Here is a 13483-nt window from a genome sequence, read left to right as displayed (position 1 = left end):
AGTAAGGAAATAATGATATCCATTTAATTTACTTTATCCTCAATAATATCGTACGCTTTTTCAGCTCCCCAACCCGTGACGTCATCTGCTGCAAAACCAAGAACAACTGGTGACGTTCCTCCAGTCGCCACAGTAAGTACAATAAATGCCCCAGCAGCTCCACTAGCCAATACCCCACCAATTTTAGAAGTTTCAACAGATTTTCTAAAGCACTACCTTTTGCTTTTTCTTCTGCTATTTTTGAAGCAAATTCTCTATGAATTTTATTCAATCTCACAACAACACCATCAGAAAACGCGAGTGCTCTATCACTTTCAAATAAGTGAATAAAATTATTTAAAGCAATATATTTCAAATTTGGATCTTGGTTCATATTCATACTTTGCTTATTTTCAGCTACTGTAAAAAATGAACCAATTTCACTTTTAACTTTAACAAGTCAAATCAAAATTTCTTAGATACGGTTGGATAAACAGGTACGCGAAGTTCTTTTCGATTCTCGTTTAAACCATCAATATCTGATTGGTTGATTTCACTGATCGTTGAATTTACAAGAGACCACACTAATTCTTTTTCTTCTGCTGTAGTCCGAGTTGAACTCCAGTCCATGTTCGAGTTAGTGTAAGTCGAATAAATAGGTTTATCACTGTCCTTCACACGGATAAAAACAGCAGCTATTGTTTGATTATTAGTAATACTTGAATTGTAATTGATTGAAACACTAGCTTTAGCTTTTTCTAACAGTTCACAAACTTCATCATAGTTTTCAAAACTAAACCCATCTTCCTGAATTTGATCAGATAACTCATCATTTGCATGATAGTTAATCGTACATTCTTCAGCAGCAAAACTATTTTGTGCAAGTAATGCGAAAGTAAATCCTAACAAAACCTTTTTCATAAAATTATTCTCAAGTAATAAAAAAACTAATCAAAATCCACCTCAACCCCCAAAGGATAACTTCAAATATTTAAATGAAATATATGAAATTCTAATGAGGTTTTTAGTAAATGTAAGTGGCTTTGATTTTAAATTGTGGATTTTAGATCCTTATTATTTAAAAATCAATTTTTAACAATTTTACATTTAAACTAAATAATAAATATAATTTAATAAGCACAAAGTATATTTTGCTGCCAAACTTGGCCGAAAAATTATGCTTCAGTAATTACTAACGACGCTTGTACAGAGCCTGTTACAAATAAGCCATGCTTGCAAGTTCATGAAGCCTATGTAAGCAACTCGAACTAATGAGTTTAAGAAGGATGCAATAAAACTGTTTAAAAATTAATCTTTATTTTTGAAAAATCACAATCCAAATTCAAATTATGGGCTTTAGTATGAAAAATTTTCCCTACTTTATAATTTCAATATTTACAATTTGTCTATCTTTACACGCTTATGCAGACCCCAATTTAGTTTCTAAAAAATATACAATGGATCCTCAAACAAAATTATTTGATAAAAAAATTGTCTCTGATACCACCTTTAACGAGTACAAAGAAAATTTAACTGGAAATGTCAATTACATTATGGATGTAATTAATAAGAAAAATAAATTTGAAACAGAAAAGAGGCTTCTAAGTACTCAAGAAAACTATGACTTGGCCTGTCATTTAAGAGATTATTCTGAACAATCACTAAAATATATAAATCAGTATCCTCAATATAAAAAGCAAGTTTACAACTACTTTGAAACAATCCAAAATTTCAATACTAGTTTTCAAAATACTATTAAAAAATACAATATTACATGCTCGAACGGTTATGTTCCCCCACCATTTAGCCCTGAATCAAAATGGAAAGAAATTCCATCAAATGATGACTTTAGTATCACATATGTGGATACAGATTGGCATATGAACTCATTACTTATTCCAGATGCTGAAGTTGTTAAAATAAGATCGGTGATAAAGCAAAATCCTGATTTCTATCTTGATGGCGATTACTTAATTTTTTGCAAAACTAAAGAGTACGCTATCACCAAAATTCAAAAGTCCACTGATCCTATAAATTCAGAAGATGCCGAACCTAAACTCCCCATAGAAAAACACCCTATGGATGAATTAAGCAAAAGAATCTTTGATTATCAGTGTAAATAAGGGTGAACAACTCTAATTTATTCAGTTTTATATCAAGTAAATGCCCTCGAACTGAGGGCCTTCGTCTGCTTTATTTGTCATGTTTAGAATTTTCGTTTAAATCACATTTAAATATCTTCCATAACAACCCATATTTTATATATTTAATTTAATATCAGTAATTTACATAAATTTTCAATCTTTTCATAAGTACACCCACCAATAATCCCCCCTACTGACACCTGTTATCAAATTGAACTTTGTCATTGAAGAGTTTAATGTTCTCCTTTAGGTGAACCAACATTAGCTGCAACAAAGCAACCCGAGCAGAATTGAGGAAGTTAGGAAGGGCTTAAATTGATGTATTTGATACATTGAAATGCAAGATTTCAGCCCTATCCTCAATAAGGTGAATATCAACAAGAATTTCATTTCTAACTTATAAAAAATATCTAAAACTGTAAAATCCATTCACCTCTGACATAGGGATAATTATAATTTGGACCATTGAAAGAGGCACTTTTATTATATCCAGCATTCATACGGAAAAATTGAGATCCATACACTGGACTTTGCAAGTTTAATTCAAAAAGTTGAGTTGACTGACTTGGATCGTCATTAATTTTTTCCCGCCCTAGGCCAACTGTTAAGCCTGTAGACCATTTAGCAAAGCGCTGACGCCAACCAACTGCCAACATAGATTCTTCATAGTTCTTTGGATTGAAATACGCACCACCAACATCCTCTTGACGACTATGATAGGTTCGATAGCGTGCTTGAACCGTAAGGCCTAGGTTGAGTGAAGGTTGATAAATCACTTTAATTCGACCATGATCGCGGCGATTATCATCTGAAAAAAATTGTGTTCCAGCCAGACCGACTAGTGTGACATGATCACCTAAGCCCTGATCTAAAGCAGCACCTACGAAGGTGAAATTAATCCCCTGATCCAGAGCAGATTGCGTTTCTACCCAGTCACGATTGGCAAATACTTCTAAGGCAGTTTTATCAAAAAACTGTGTTCGATAGCTACCATCAAGTGTTAACAATGTATGGTTATCCTGCTCGAATAGACCTGCATCTAAAAACCAGCCATTCGCAGTGGCTGAATCTACATCTCTCCCTACAAAGGATATTTTCTGTCCATCTCGATTCCAGTTATCGGCCTTATACTGATAAGCACTAGCACGTACACCTAGATAACTATCGCCACTTTCATATTTCGGAAAAAATTCTGCTGATAGCTTACGAGTTTGAAATCCCTCACTATCATCACTGAAAAAGAATTCTGTTCCAACAGCCCGTCCACTTGTGCCTTTTTTTTCTTCTAATTCATTAGCAAAACAGCCCATGCTAATCATCATTAATAGAGGAATAGTAATACATAAATTTGTTGGTTTTATTTTCATTTCGTTCCCCATGTTTTTCGCGTTCTCAAAATTTCGTCCAAATATCCGAGAATACTCGCAGGTTGTAATAAGAAGCTATATGCAAAAACATATATTAAAAAACCAGTAAAATTCTTACGTACTTTCAGCCCCATTTCATCAAACATCTGTCGTTCAATAAAATAATTTAAGAGACCTAACAATAAAGCCATAGGAAGCAGAACCAACGTCATAATGCCGACAATCCAGTAATAGCCAAAACACGCCAATACTAACCCAGGCAAGAATCCAAAAGTAAAGGCCAGATCTAACCAAGGAAAAAGCAGATTCCAATAAATAAAGAATGTTGAAAGTCGTGGTTTGATTAAAATGGATGGATGTTTAATAAAAGCTTCCATCATGCCTCGTGCCCATCGCTGGCGCTGCTTAATAAAAACTCTGAGTGTGGTGGGCGCATTGGTAAAAAGACAGGCATCCTCACAGTGTCCAACTCTGTACCCTGCATTCAGTAATGACCAAGTGAGTACAATGTCTTCGCCAACGCATTCTGGCCAACCACCAACCTCAATCAATGCAGCACGGTCATAAATAGAGAAAGCTCCTTGCGCAACTAAAGTACCTTGATAAAGCGATTGCATGCGCTTGGTTGCTGAAATTCCAAGAAAATAGTCCCATTCTTGAGTTTTAGTCAGCAAATTCTCTCGAGAGTTACGAACCAAAATCTTACCAGCCACAGCGCGAGTATTTGGTGGATCTAAAAGATAGCGTTCAACAATATTAATCAATGCAATACGATGTAAATATGAATCAGCATCAATGGTGACTACAAGGTCATGTTCAACCAATTTAAACCCTTCATTTAAGGCATGTGCTTTACCAGCATTTTTTTCTAAATCAAGAAAAGTAAGCCATGAAAACTGTTCTTGTAGATTTCTAACAATATTCGCTGTCTCATCTTTAGATCCGTCATTAATGACAATGACTTGTAACTTACCAGGATAATTCTGTTGGCTGATACTCACCAAAGTATCTTTAATCGAAGCAGCTTCATTATAAGCAGCAATCAGAATACTGATGCCAGGATAAAATGGAAGTGCCTCTCGACGAGGCCTTTTATCCATCATTAAGCTCAAAGCAGCGAATGAGTTCATAAAGCCTGGAATAATAGCAATTCCATAAATCAGAAAAATAGCAGCAAACATACCAATGTGCGTACTAAGATCATGTATCCACGCTTGTGCTATCCATATTGAAAACCAAGTCCAAAGACAAGCACCAATCAAAGCGATACAAAATTTAAAACGTATCGAAAAATAAATTAGAGATATTTCTTTGTCAGTATCAGTACTAATCATTATATTTTTCCATTAATTTTTTTATAACTATAATCATACTTAATAACACGACTCAAAAATAAATTTAATAGTTACTAAACTTATGTGAAGTCTTAATTATTGTTATACCAAATGCTTTTAATTTTGTAGATACTTTTTAATCAGCTCTAATAGCTAAACATCAACCAACACAACAGAATCTAATGACCCAAATGCAGAAATTTAGAAAAAGGCATAAAGGATCACTCTTCACAAACAAGTCAAAATGATATACACCTTATTCTGTGCAACCAGTACCTAGAAACGGTTAAAACTTCCTGTGCTAACTAATCAGTTTTGGTTAGTATGTGACAGAGTCTATGAGGATCATGAGATTCATCTTATTTGAAAGATTTCGGTGAAAACTGTGGAATTGACCAAGCCCACTCTCTTATGAAAGCAGATGTTAAAAAGCTTTCGGAAGTGAGCCTCTCCGAGCGAATTGAATTTTTTGTTAAATTAATAATACTTTTATTTTAAAACAGGTAGTCGAAAAAAAGCCCAATTTGAAATCAGTGGGCTTCTCAAAATAAATAAAATTACTTAGGAATCTTTCTAAGCTAAAAGAGAATTAGCCCAATTTATTTACAATTCGCAAAGGTAAGACTTTCATCGCTAAGCTCATTGGTAGCCACGGCCACTTTGGAACATACGCCTTGACAGGAGCTTTCTCAATCGCTTCTGCAAGTAAGTGTGAACCCATTTTTTCATCGACCTCAAATGGTAACTTTTTCGCCCCTTCATTTAGTTCTGTACGGATGTAGCCAGGGAATATAGTTGAAACTTTAATGGGTGTATCAATCAATTCTGCACGTATACCTTCGGCTAAATGTGCTACTGCAGCTTTGCTCGCGGCATAAGTTGAGAGATGTTTTGGTAAACCACGCACTGCACTCATGGAAGAAATCACCACCAAATGCCCCGAATTTTGCGCGCGGAAAATTTCAACAGCTGCTTCACATTGTGCCAATGCTGAAATAAAATTAGTCTCGGCTGTTGCCCGGTTAATCTCAAAATTACCTTTACCAATACGGCGACCTTGTCCGACTCCCGCATTCACAATAATTCGATCTAGTTTGCCAAAGTCTTGTTGGAAAGCCTTAAACACTTCGAACACTTGATCATAATTGGTCACATCTAAAGTTTTGGCAATTACCTGAATACCATACAGACTTTCAAGCTCTTGTTTAAGTGCTTCTAGTCGCTCCATACGTCGCGCACAAATCGCAAGGTTATAACCTTTTTGAGCAAATTCACGCGCCATACCTGCGCCTAAACCTGAACTCGCCCCTGTAATTAAAATGGTTTTTGTCATGGGTGAAATCCTTGTTATATCCATGTTAAAAGTTCTGAGTCATCCGCTTTAATAAAATGATGCTCATTTAAACTGAGTAATTGCGGTTCATTTCCAACTAAACGCAAAGTGGTCATGCTGGTATTAGTAATCGCCCAATTCAGCGCAAAAGTTCGATTGGGGTTCAGTTCTAGAATCTTTCCTGCCGCTACAGAAATTACACCGCCAGAAGTAAATACAACTGCATAGCGTGGCTTAGTTTGTGCTAACTCATTACACAAATCTTGCAAAGCTGTTTCGACTCGGTCTTTAAATATCGGCCATGACTCTTCATATTCATGATGATATTCACCACCTGTCCAGCGCTTTATTGCCCCTTCAAATATTTTTGCCAGATAGGCACGTGGGTTTACATGCTGCGCGACATCTGATTTCAACAAATGTGGCTCATTGAATCTTGGCTCATACTGAGCAAAAACTTGTTGATGATTGAATTCATTCCATTGTGAATCTGTCACGACTTGGCTATGAGGAAAACATTCCGCCAAAGCCAATTGCGCCGTTTGCTGATGGCGATGCATTGACCCCGCCACCACATACGGTGATTCTTTTAAAATATTTTTGAAATATTGACCTAATCGTTGCGCTTGTAATTCACCTTTCTCCGAAAGTTTGTCATAACTCTCGGCACCGAAAGATGCCTGCCCATGACGAATCAAATAAATGGTGGTCATTTTTCTAAAATTTCCTTAAATTTTTCCATATATTTATGTGCAATTTCATTGGCCTCGAGTTTTTGAATACCAATCAGTTTCAACGCTCGGATATGCAGAGCATGAATGATCACCCAAAAATCTTTAAAGGCTGGATTGTTAGTTTGCTTATGGAAATAGCGATAGTAAATTTGCTGCGCGATAACTGCTAGACGGAAGATGCCAAACACCTCGTAAAAGGTCCAGTTTTTAGGCTGTAATCCTGTTTTCTCTAGGTAATATTCTACGACTTGCTTTCGGGTAAACATGCCTTTCATGTTAGTTGGTTGGCGTCGTGTCGCTTTAAAAATTTTACTGTCAGTTTCTTCTACCCAGTATGCCAATGCTGAACCCAAATCCATGAGCGGATCACCAAGCGTTGCCATTTCCCAATCCAAAACCCCAATCACTTGTGTCGGATCTTCTGGATTTAGAATTACATTATCAAAACGCCAATCATTATGGATCAAACAGGTTGCCGAATCCTCTGGGATATTATCTAAAAGCCATTTACGCACAAACTTGAAGGTCGGAACATTGACCGTGTGTGCTTTTTCAAAACGCTGATCCCAACCTTCGACTTGTCTACGGCAATAACCTTCACCTTTGCCCAACTTTTCCAGTTCTGTGCCTTGGTAGGGTACTTGGTGCAATTCGATGAGTTTATCAATCACATTTACACATAACTGATGCACTTGCGCTTCAGAAAAATGTAATTCTGGTGGAAGTTTTGCGCGTGGAATAATACCCGCAATCCGTTTCATGACATAAAAGTCACAACCCAATACAGACTCATCCTGACAAAGCCCGATCATCTCAGGTAATACAGGATAAAACGGAGCCAGATTTTTCTGCACCGTATATTCACGAGCCATATCATGGGCAGATTTTGCTTTAGTACCTTTCGGTGGACGACGCAGAATCAGATCAGTGTTGTCATATTTGAGTCGATACGTCCAATTTGAAGCGCCACCCGAGTATTGTGTGACTTCAACTTGTCCTTCTAATACAACACCTTGTGACTTGAGCCAATCTTCTACAGCCTGTACATCCAGTTCTTCACCTTCACGTACATTGCCACCTACATCAATTACCGACATACCCGTTATCCCTGATTCTTAGAATATGAATGTTTTACTTAACTTAGTTTTACCACAGCTTTATTTTTTACGCGCGCCGTATCCACGTTTTTTCAGTTCAAGTTTGGCAATCATCCCTTTATGTACTTCATCAGGGCCATCGGCTAATCGCAAACTGCGTGCTTGAGCAAAGAATCCTGTTAATGGTGTGTCTCGAGAAACACCTGCACCACCGTGAATTTGTATTGCCATATCCACCACTTTTTCCAACATACTTGGTGCAACCACTTTAATGGCTGAAATTTCAGTTAAGGCGGCCATATTGCCTAAAGTATCCATTTTGTATGCAGCATACAAAGTCAGTAAACGTGCTTGATCAATGGCAACTCGAGCTTCTGCAACACGCTCTAAGTTGCCACCCAATTTCAGAATTTCTTTTCCAAATGCAGTTCGACTCATTCCACGGTCAATCATCAGTTCTAATGATTTTTCCGCTGCTCCTATACAGCGCATACAGTGGTGAATACGACCAGGTCCTAAACGACCTTGTGCGATTTCAAAGCCTTGACCTGCACCACCAATAAAGTTGGATACAGGAACACGCACATTATTGAAGCTAATTTCGCCATGGCCATGTGGTGCATCATAATCCCCAAATACGGGTAACATCCGTTCGATGGTTACACCTGCTGAATCAATCGGTACAAGAACCATCGAATGTTGATGATGACGATCTTTAGTTTCATCAGGCGTATGCGCCATAAAAATAATAATTTTGGCATTTGGATCACCTAAACCTGATGACCACCATTTACGTCCATTCAAGACAATTTCATCACCTTCAACCACAGCAGTTGCCTGCATGTTGGTTGCATCACTCGAAGCAACTGCGGGTTCCGTCATACAAAATACTGAACGAATTTTTCCTTCCAATAATGGCGTTAACCATTGCTGTTTTTGTTGATCACTACCATAACGCCATAACACTTCCATATTGCCGCTGTCTGGGGCATTACAGTTAAATACGGTTGGGGCAATTAAGCTACGACCTGTTAACTCTGCAATATGCGCATATTCTTGTACGGAAAGCCCTACACCCAATATTGGATCGGGTAAGAACATATTCCATAAACCTGCGGCTTGAGCTTTAGCTTTTAATTGTTCTAATTGCGCTGGCCATTGCCACTGAGTCCAATCCCCACTTGGATTTAAGCGATGTACTTCATTCCAAAACTCAGTTTCTATTGGCTCAATTTCATTTGTAATAAATGTTTTTGTGCGTTCTATATAGTCTTTGGCACGTGCTGAGAGTTCAAACATAGGTTTATCCTGTGAATTTTGTATATTTTCGCTTTACAGTACATTAGCTTGAAAATTAGTATGAATGAAATGATTTTATTTAATCTAATACTATGAGCAATATTCATAATAACGTAGACATGGATTTAGCGACGTTCTACCGTATCGATATCAATCTTTATCCTCTTTTTATTGCTATTTATGAGCTAAAAAGTATTTCAAAATCTGCACATATACTCAATATTACACAATCTGCTGCTAGCCATGCCTTACAACGTTTACGCTTACAACTGCAAGATGATTTATTCATTCGCGCTGGTCATAAGATGCTACCTACGCCGTTTGCAGAACAATCTTATCCCATCATCAAAAAAGCTTTGCATACTATTCAAAGTGTTTCACTTCAGAAACAAAGCTTTGAACCCATCATGATTAAAACACTTAAAATTGCTGTCCATGATGAAATTGAACCGATTATTTTCCCACGACTTTTTCAACACTTCCAGCAACTCAATTTAGAGATTCAATTTACAAGTTTTAAACTAGATCGTAAAACTGTTGTTGCGGATTTGGCCGCACAGCAAATTGATTTTGTAATGGATTTAGAACAAAATTTTGGAGAGAAAATTCAATTTCAAGCACTGGTAAATGACCGTTTCGTTGTCTGTACACAACAAGCTCAAATGAGCGAAAAGCATTATTTTTCTTCTCCACATATTGGCGTATCTTCCCGCCGTACAGGGTTATTATTAGAAGATATATATTTTCAACGTCAACAATTGAATCGGAACATTTTATTACGTTGCCAGAACTACTCTACTGCTCTCCAAATATTAGAACAAAATGATCAAGCGATTTTAACTCTACCAGAGACAATTTTGTCTCACTTACAAGTCGGCTCATCCTTGAATATTTTTTCTGCCCCTGCTGAATTACCTTATATGAAGATGGGTATGTTTTGGCATAAAGATTTAAATGAAAATTTAAGGCATGCTTTTTTGAGAGAGCAAATTAATTATATTTTTACTTAGGCTATTTAGGGGATACATATAAAACGCTTAGGCTATTTATCTTCTCTAAATTGGCTTATATCGACACTAAATAAAAAAATGGTTTGCATTGCAAACCATTTGAACTGAAAGATTCATCACTTAATAATTTAATCAAGATCTATTTCCATCTATCCAAATCTATTTAATTTATTGATTAGAACCTATACCACTTAAAAGAAGAAATCATAAAACTTATTTTCTCATTCGAATCTAGATTTATTGGAAAACTTTAAATCGTTCGGCATTTTCAATATATGTTTTTTCTTTAGCTTCTGCCTCTATTGAACCAAATACAAGTTGAGCACGTAGTTTCCAATTTTTAGGAATGTCCCATTCATTATGGACTTGCTCATCTACAATTGGATTGTAATGCTGTAAAGAAGCCCCTAGCCCTTCTGTATGCAACGCTGTCCATGTTGCAAATTGAGCCATAGCAGTGGAATGCTCTGCCCAGATTGGGAAGTTTTCTGCATACAAGGCAAAACGAGTTTGTAAATCTTCTACCACGCTCATGTCTTCAAAAAATAGAATTGTGCCCAATCCTGCGGCAAAACTATCCATTTTAGCCGCGGTTTTAGCTGCTGCTACTTCATCAGTTGCGTAAGTCTGTAGTTCTTTTTTCACAAAATTCCAAAACTTTTCATGCTCTGCATTAAATAAAATTACGGCGCGTGAAGACTGTGAATTAAATGAAGATGGACTTTCGCGAATCGTTCGCTGAATTAAATCCGTTAAATATTCAGGTGTTTGTTCTACATTTTTTGCCAATGCATAAATGGTACGGCGTTGTTCAATTAAGTTCAGGAATTCATTTGCCATGTTGCATGCCTTGAATGATGGTTTAATAAAAGGAGAATTCTTAGCATATGGTTTGCTAATATTGAATATTATGCAAAATCAATTCCAAATTTCTTATAAATATTAATAAAAAACATATCTATATTTTTTATATTTGGTAAAAATAGTCTTAAGAGACACTTATACGATATTTAGAATAAAGCTCAAATTTATGAGCCTATCAAATCATTTAGCGAATAAAAAACCATTTAGCCGTTAATGCCAAATGGTTTCTTGTTTTAAATCAGGGGTTTTAATAAATCTTAAGCTAGGTTCGCTTGCAATACATTATTTGGAAGGTGGGCTTTCCAGATTTCTCTTAATGTTGGTAAATAGAACTTCTCACCTAGCTCAACTAATTCAGCGTCAATCAAAGCATGAATTTCGTGCATGAATAGATAATCGAGTTCTACTGTTTTTAATTTTGCATGCTTTTGGGCATCAGTTTTGCGCTTTTGTTGTGCACGCTTAACTAATTCATCCGCAAATTTTTTATCCTTAAATTTTGCCAAGGCTGTCAAACGTAGTTCAATCACACCCCAACCACTTAAAAGCAACTTAAATAGTTCAAAATCCTCAGTGTTTGACTCCCATGTCATTTCCTCTAAATTTTCATTTTCAGGCAATACTGGAAGTAACAGCTCCATCACACTTGGAAAAATCTTTTTAAAATTTAGAATAAATTTAACAGGATGCTCACCTGGGTAATCCTTAAATTGAATACGTTTCTGAACATCTGTCAAATAAATATCTAGCATAGGTCATCATCAGCGGTAAAAATCTAATGCGTATTGTACGCACTTATTCAACAGATAAAAACCGCTGATCTCATTTCGATTTACAGAAGCTTATTTTACGTTCGGCGAAACCATATTTTCTGGTCGAACCACTGCATCAAATTGCTCTTCTGTCACCAATTGCAGCTCAACTGCCACCTGCTTAAGGGTTTTACCTTCTTTATAAGCGGTTTTAGCCACTTTTGCTGCGTTCTCATAACCAATTACAGGGTTCAATGCCGTTACTAACATTAATGAATTATGTAGGAAATAATCAATTTTCTCTCGGTTTGGCTCAATTCCGACCGCACAATGCTCATTAAAGCTATTACATGCATCACCCAACAATTGAATAGATTGCAATAAGTTATATGCAATCACAGGCATAAATACATTCAGTTCAAAATTACCTGAAGCACCTGCAACGTTAATCGTTGTATCATTGCCCAAGACCTGTGCAACCACCATGGTCATAGCTTCGCTTTGGGTTGGATTCACTTTACCAGGCATGATACTTGAACCTGGTTCATTTTCTGGAATACGAATTTCACCAAAACCGCAACGTGGGCCACTGGCCAACCAACGAATATCATTCGCAATTTTATTCAGACTTGCTGCCAGTGTTTTTAATGCGCCTGATGCAAACACCGCTGCATCACGCCCAGCAAGTGCTTCAAATTTATTTGGCGCTGTAACAAAAGGAAGTCCCGTAAGCTGAGATAGTTGCTCAGCTGCTTTTTCCGCATAATCAGGATGAGCATTTAACCCCGTTCCAACAGCCGTTCCCCCTAAAGGCAACTCATATAAGCCTGACAATGCCTGATGTAGACGTTTTAAACCATGATCTAGTTGGGATACATAACCACTAAACTCTTGCCCCAAAGTTAACGGCGTTGCATCTTGTAAATGAGTACGTCCAATTTTCACAATATCATGAAATTCTTGTGCTTTAGCATCTAAGGTGTTTCGCAATTGTGTTACTGCGGGAATCAATAGTTCATTAATTTGCAGACTCGCTGCAACATGTATTGCGGTTGGGAATGAATCATTGGTTGATTGTGCACGGTTTACATGGTCATTTGGATGTACAGGTTTTTGTGCACCGAGAGGATTACCTAATTTCTGATTGGCGATATTGGCAATCACTTCATTGCAGTTCATGTTACTTTGCGTACCCGAACCAGTTTGCCAAACGACCAGTGGAAATTGGCTGTCCCACTGTCCCTGAATCACTTCTTCTGCTGCATCGACGATATAGTGTGCTAATTCTTGTGGAATTTGATTCAAATCAGAATTGGTCAATGCAGCAGCTTTTTTTACAAGCCCCATCGCTCGAATCATTGGTCGAGGTAAACGCTCGCCACCAATTTTAAAGTTCTGCAAACTCCGTTGAGTCTGCGCCCCCCACATTGCATCTGCGGGAACTTCAACTTCACCCATGGTGTCATGTTCAATACGTGTATACATGTTTACCTCTATCTTCTTTATCTATCTATGATCTTTTTTACTTATTCAGGTTGAATAGTGTTGTTATTTTAATGTAATGATACGA

The 13483-nt window shown here is 37.0% G+C and carries 13 protein-coding genes; 2 read left to right on the top strand and 11 right to left on the bottom strand.

Annotated elements, in window-relative coordinates; all coding sequences use genetic code 11:
• Positions 1 to 28: 28 nt before the first annotated feature.
• The gene (locus F4W09_RS16550; RefSeq protein ID WP_151505429.1) at positions 29 to 373 is read right to left on the bottom strand and encodes a hypothetical protein; all 345 of its coding nucleotides are present in this window, start codon (positions 371 to 373) and stop codon (positions 29 to 31) included.
• A gap of 71 nt (positions 374 to 444) precedes the next feature.
• Positions 445 to 900, bottom strand: coding sequence for a hypothetical protein (locus tag F4W09_RS16545; RefSeq protein ID WP_104442074.1), 456 nt, complete (start codon positions 898 to 900; stop codon positions 445 to 447).
• 440 nt (positions 901 to 1340) lie between these two features.
• On the opposite strand from F4W09_RS16545, the gene F4W09_RS16540 reads away from it, so the two are divergent.
• Positions 1341 to 2102: a hypothetical protein gene (locus F4W09_RS16540; RefSeq protein WP_151505428.1), complete on the top strand. Its 762-nt coding sequence runs from the start codon at positions 1341 to 1343 to the stop codon at positions 2100 to 2102.
• A gap of 431 nt (positions 2103 to 2533) precedes the next feature.
• Here the strand turns inward: F4W09_RS16540 and F4W09_RS16535 are convergent, their stop codons facing one another.
• From F4W09_RS16535 to F4W09_RS16510, 6 genes are all read right to left on the bottom strand, one after another.
• Entirely contained in the window at positions 2534 to 3433 is a 900-nt protein-coding gene (locus F4W09_RS16535; protein WP_244948591.1) for a hypothetical protein, read from the bottom strand.
• A 53-nt stretch (positions 3434 to 3486) separates the two neighbouring features.
• Positions 3487 to 4671, bottom strand: coding sequence for a glycosyltransferase family 2 protein (locus tag F4W09_RS16530; protein WP_081401279.1), 1185 nt, complete (start codon positions 4669 to 4671; stop codon positions 3487 to 3489).
• A 742-nt stretch (positions 4672 to 5413) separates the two neighbouring features.
• Complete coding sequence (locus F4W09_RS16525) at positions 5414 to 6157, bottom strand: SDR family oxidoreductase (RefSeq protein WP_151505426.1); 744 nt, start codon at positions 6155 to 6157, stop codon at positions 5414 to 5416.
• 14 nt (positions 6158 to 6171) lie between these two features.
• Complete coding sequence (locus tag F4W09_RS16520) at positions 6172 to 6870, bottom strand: histidine phosphatase family protein (protein ID WP_044737862.1); 699 nt, start codon at positions 6868 to 6870, stop codon at positions 6172 to 6174.
• Positions 6867 to 7988: a phosphotransferase family protein gene (locus F4W09_RS16515; RefSeq protein WP_151505425.1), complete on the bottom strand. Its 1122-nt coding sequence runs from the start codon at positions 7986 to 7988 to the stop codon at positions 6867 to 6869. The genes F4W09_RS16520 and F4W09_RS16515 overlap by 4 nt, the downstream gene beginning before the upstream one ends.
• A 60-nt stretch (positions 7989 to 8048) precedes the next feature.
• Positions 8049 to 9287 carry an acyl-CoA dehydrogenase family protein gene (locus F4W09_RS16510; RefSeq protein WP_151505424.1) on the bottom strand — a complete coding sequence of 413 codons (1239 nt, stop codon included), beginning with the start codon at positions 9285 to 9287 and terminating at the stop codon, positions 8049 to 8051.
• Between the two features lie 92 nt (positions 9288 to 9379).
• Here F4W09_RS16510 and F4W09_RS16505 point away from each other — a divergent pair, with 92 nt between their 5' ends.
• A complete protein-coding gene (locus F4W09_RS16505) occupies positions 9380 to 10297 on the top strand; it encodes a LysR family transcriptional regulator (RefSeq protein ID WP_151505423.1) in 918 nt (305 codons plus the stop codon).
• A 237-nt stretch (positions 10298 to 10534) separates the two neighbouring features.
• Here F4W09_RS16505 and F4W09_RS16500 read toward each other — a convergent pair whose 3' ends face one another.
• The 3 genes from F4W09_RS16500 to fumC all read right to left on the bottom strand — a co-directional run bounded on the left by F4W09_RS16500 (position 10535) and on the right by fumC (position 13398).
• Positions 10535 to 11137 (bottom strand): nitroreductase family protein, encoded by a 603-nt coding sequence (locus F4W09_RS16500; protein ID WP_151505422.1) that lies wholly within the window; start codon positions 11135 to 11137, stop codon positions 10535 to 10537.
• Positions 11138 to 11418: 281 nt separating this feature from the next.
• Positions 11419 to 11913: a hypothetical protein gene (locus F4W09_RS16495; RefSeq protein WP_151505421.1), complete on the bottom strand. Its 495-nt coding sequence runs from the start codon at positions 11911 to 11913 to the stop codon at positions 11419 to 11421.
• 90 nt (positions 11914 to 12003) lie between these two features.
• Entirely contained in the window at positions 12004 to 13398 is a 1395-nt protein-coding gene (fumC, locus tag F4W09_RS16490) for a class II fumarate hydratase (RefSeq protein WP_016167906.1), read from the bottom strand.
• Positions 13399 to 13483: the final 85 nt, after the last annotated feature.

This window comes from Acinetobacter tandoii (genome assembly GCF_008867985.1).
Taxonomy (GTDB): Bacteria; Pseudomonadota; Gammaproteobacteria; order Pseudomonadales; family Moraxellaceae; genus Acinetobacter; species Acinetobacter tandoii.
Note: the sequence above shows the minus strand (reverse complement) of the source record. Positions and strands in the feature narration are given on the sequence as shown.

Bases quoted from the DNA above. Each gene is read 5' to 3' on its own strand.
- F4W09_RS16515 (WP_151505425.1), bottom strand. From the start codon at position 7,988: ATGTCGGTAATTGATGTAGGTGGCAATGTACGTGAAGGTGAAGAACTG.
- F4W09_RS16540 (WP_151505428.1), top strand. From the start codon at position 1,341: ATGAAAAATTTTCCCTACTTTATAATTTCAATATTTACAATTTGTCTA.
- F4W09_RS16520 (WP_044737862.1), bottom strand. From the start codon at position 6,870: ATGACCACCATTTATTTGATTCGTCATGGGCAGGCATCTTTCGGTGCC.
- F4W09_RS16495 (WP_151505421.1), bottom strand. From the start codon at position 11,913: ATGCTAGATATTTATTTGACAGATGTTCAGAAACGTATTCAATTTAAG.
- F4W09_RS16530 (WP_081401279.1), bottom strand. From the start codon at position 4,671: ATGTTTGCTGCTATTTTTCTGATTTATGGAATTGCTATTATTCCAGGC.
- F4W09_RS16550 (WP_151505429.1), bottom strand. From the start codon at position 373: ATGAACCAAGATCCAAATTTGAAATATATTGCTTTAAATAATTTTATT.
- F4W09_RS16535 (WP_244948591.1), bottom strand. From the start codon at position 3,433: ATGGGCTGTTTTGCTAATGAATTAGAAGAAAAAAAAGGCACAAGTGGA.
- F4W09_RS16510 (WP_151505424.1), bottom strand. From the start codon at position 9,287: ATGTTTGAACTCTCAGCACGTGCCAAAGACTATATAGAACGCACAAAA.
- F4W09_RS16545 (WP_104442074.1), bottom strand. From the start codon at position 900: ATGAAAAAGGTTTTGTTAGGATTTACTTTCGCATTACTTGCACAAAAT.
- F4W09_RS16505 (WP_151505423.1), top strand. From the start codon at position 9,380: ATGAGCAATATTCATAATAACGTAGACATGGATTTAGCGACGTTCTAC.
- F4W09_RS16500 (WP_151505422.1), bottom strand. From the start codon at position 11,137: ATGGCAAATGAATTCCTGAACTTAATTGAACAACGCCGTACCATTTAT.
- F4W09_RS16525 (WP_151505426.1), bottom strand. From the start codon at position 6,157: ATGACAAAAACCATTTTAATTACAGGGGCGAGTTCAGGTTTAGGCGCA.
- fumC (WP_016167906.1), bottom strand. From the start codon at position 13,398: ATGTATACACGTATTGAACATGACACCATGGGTGAAGTTGAAGTTCCC.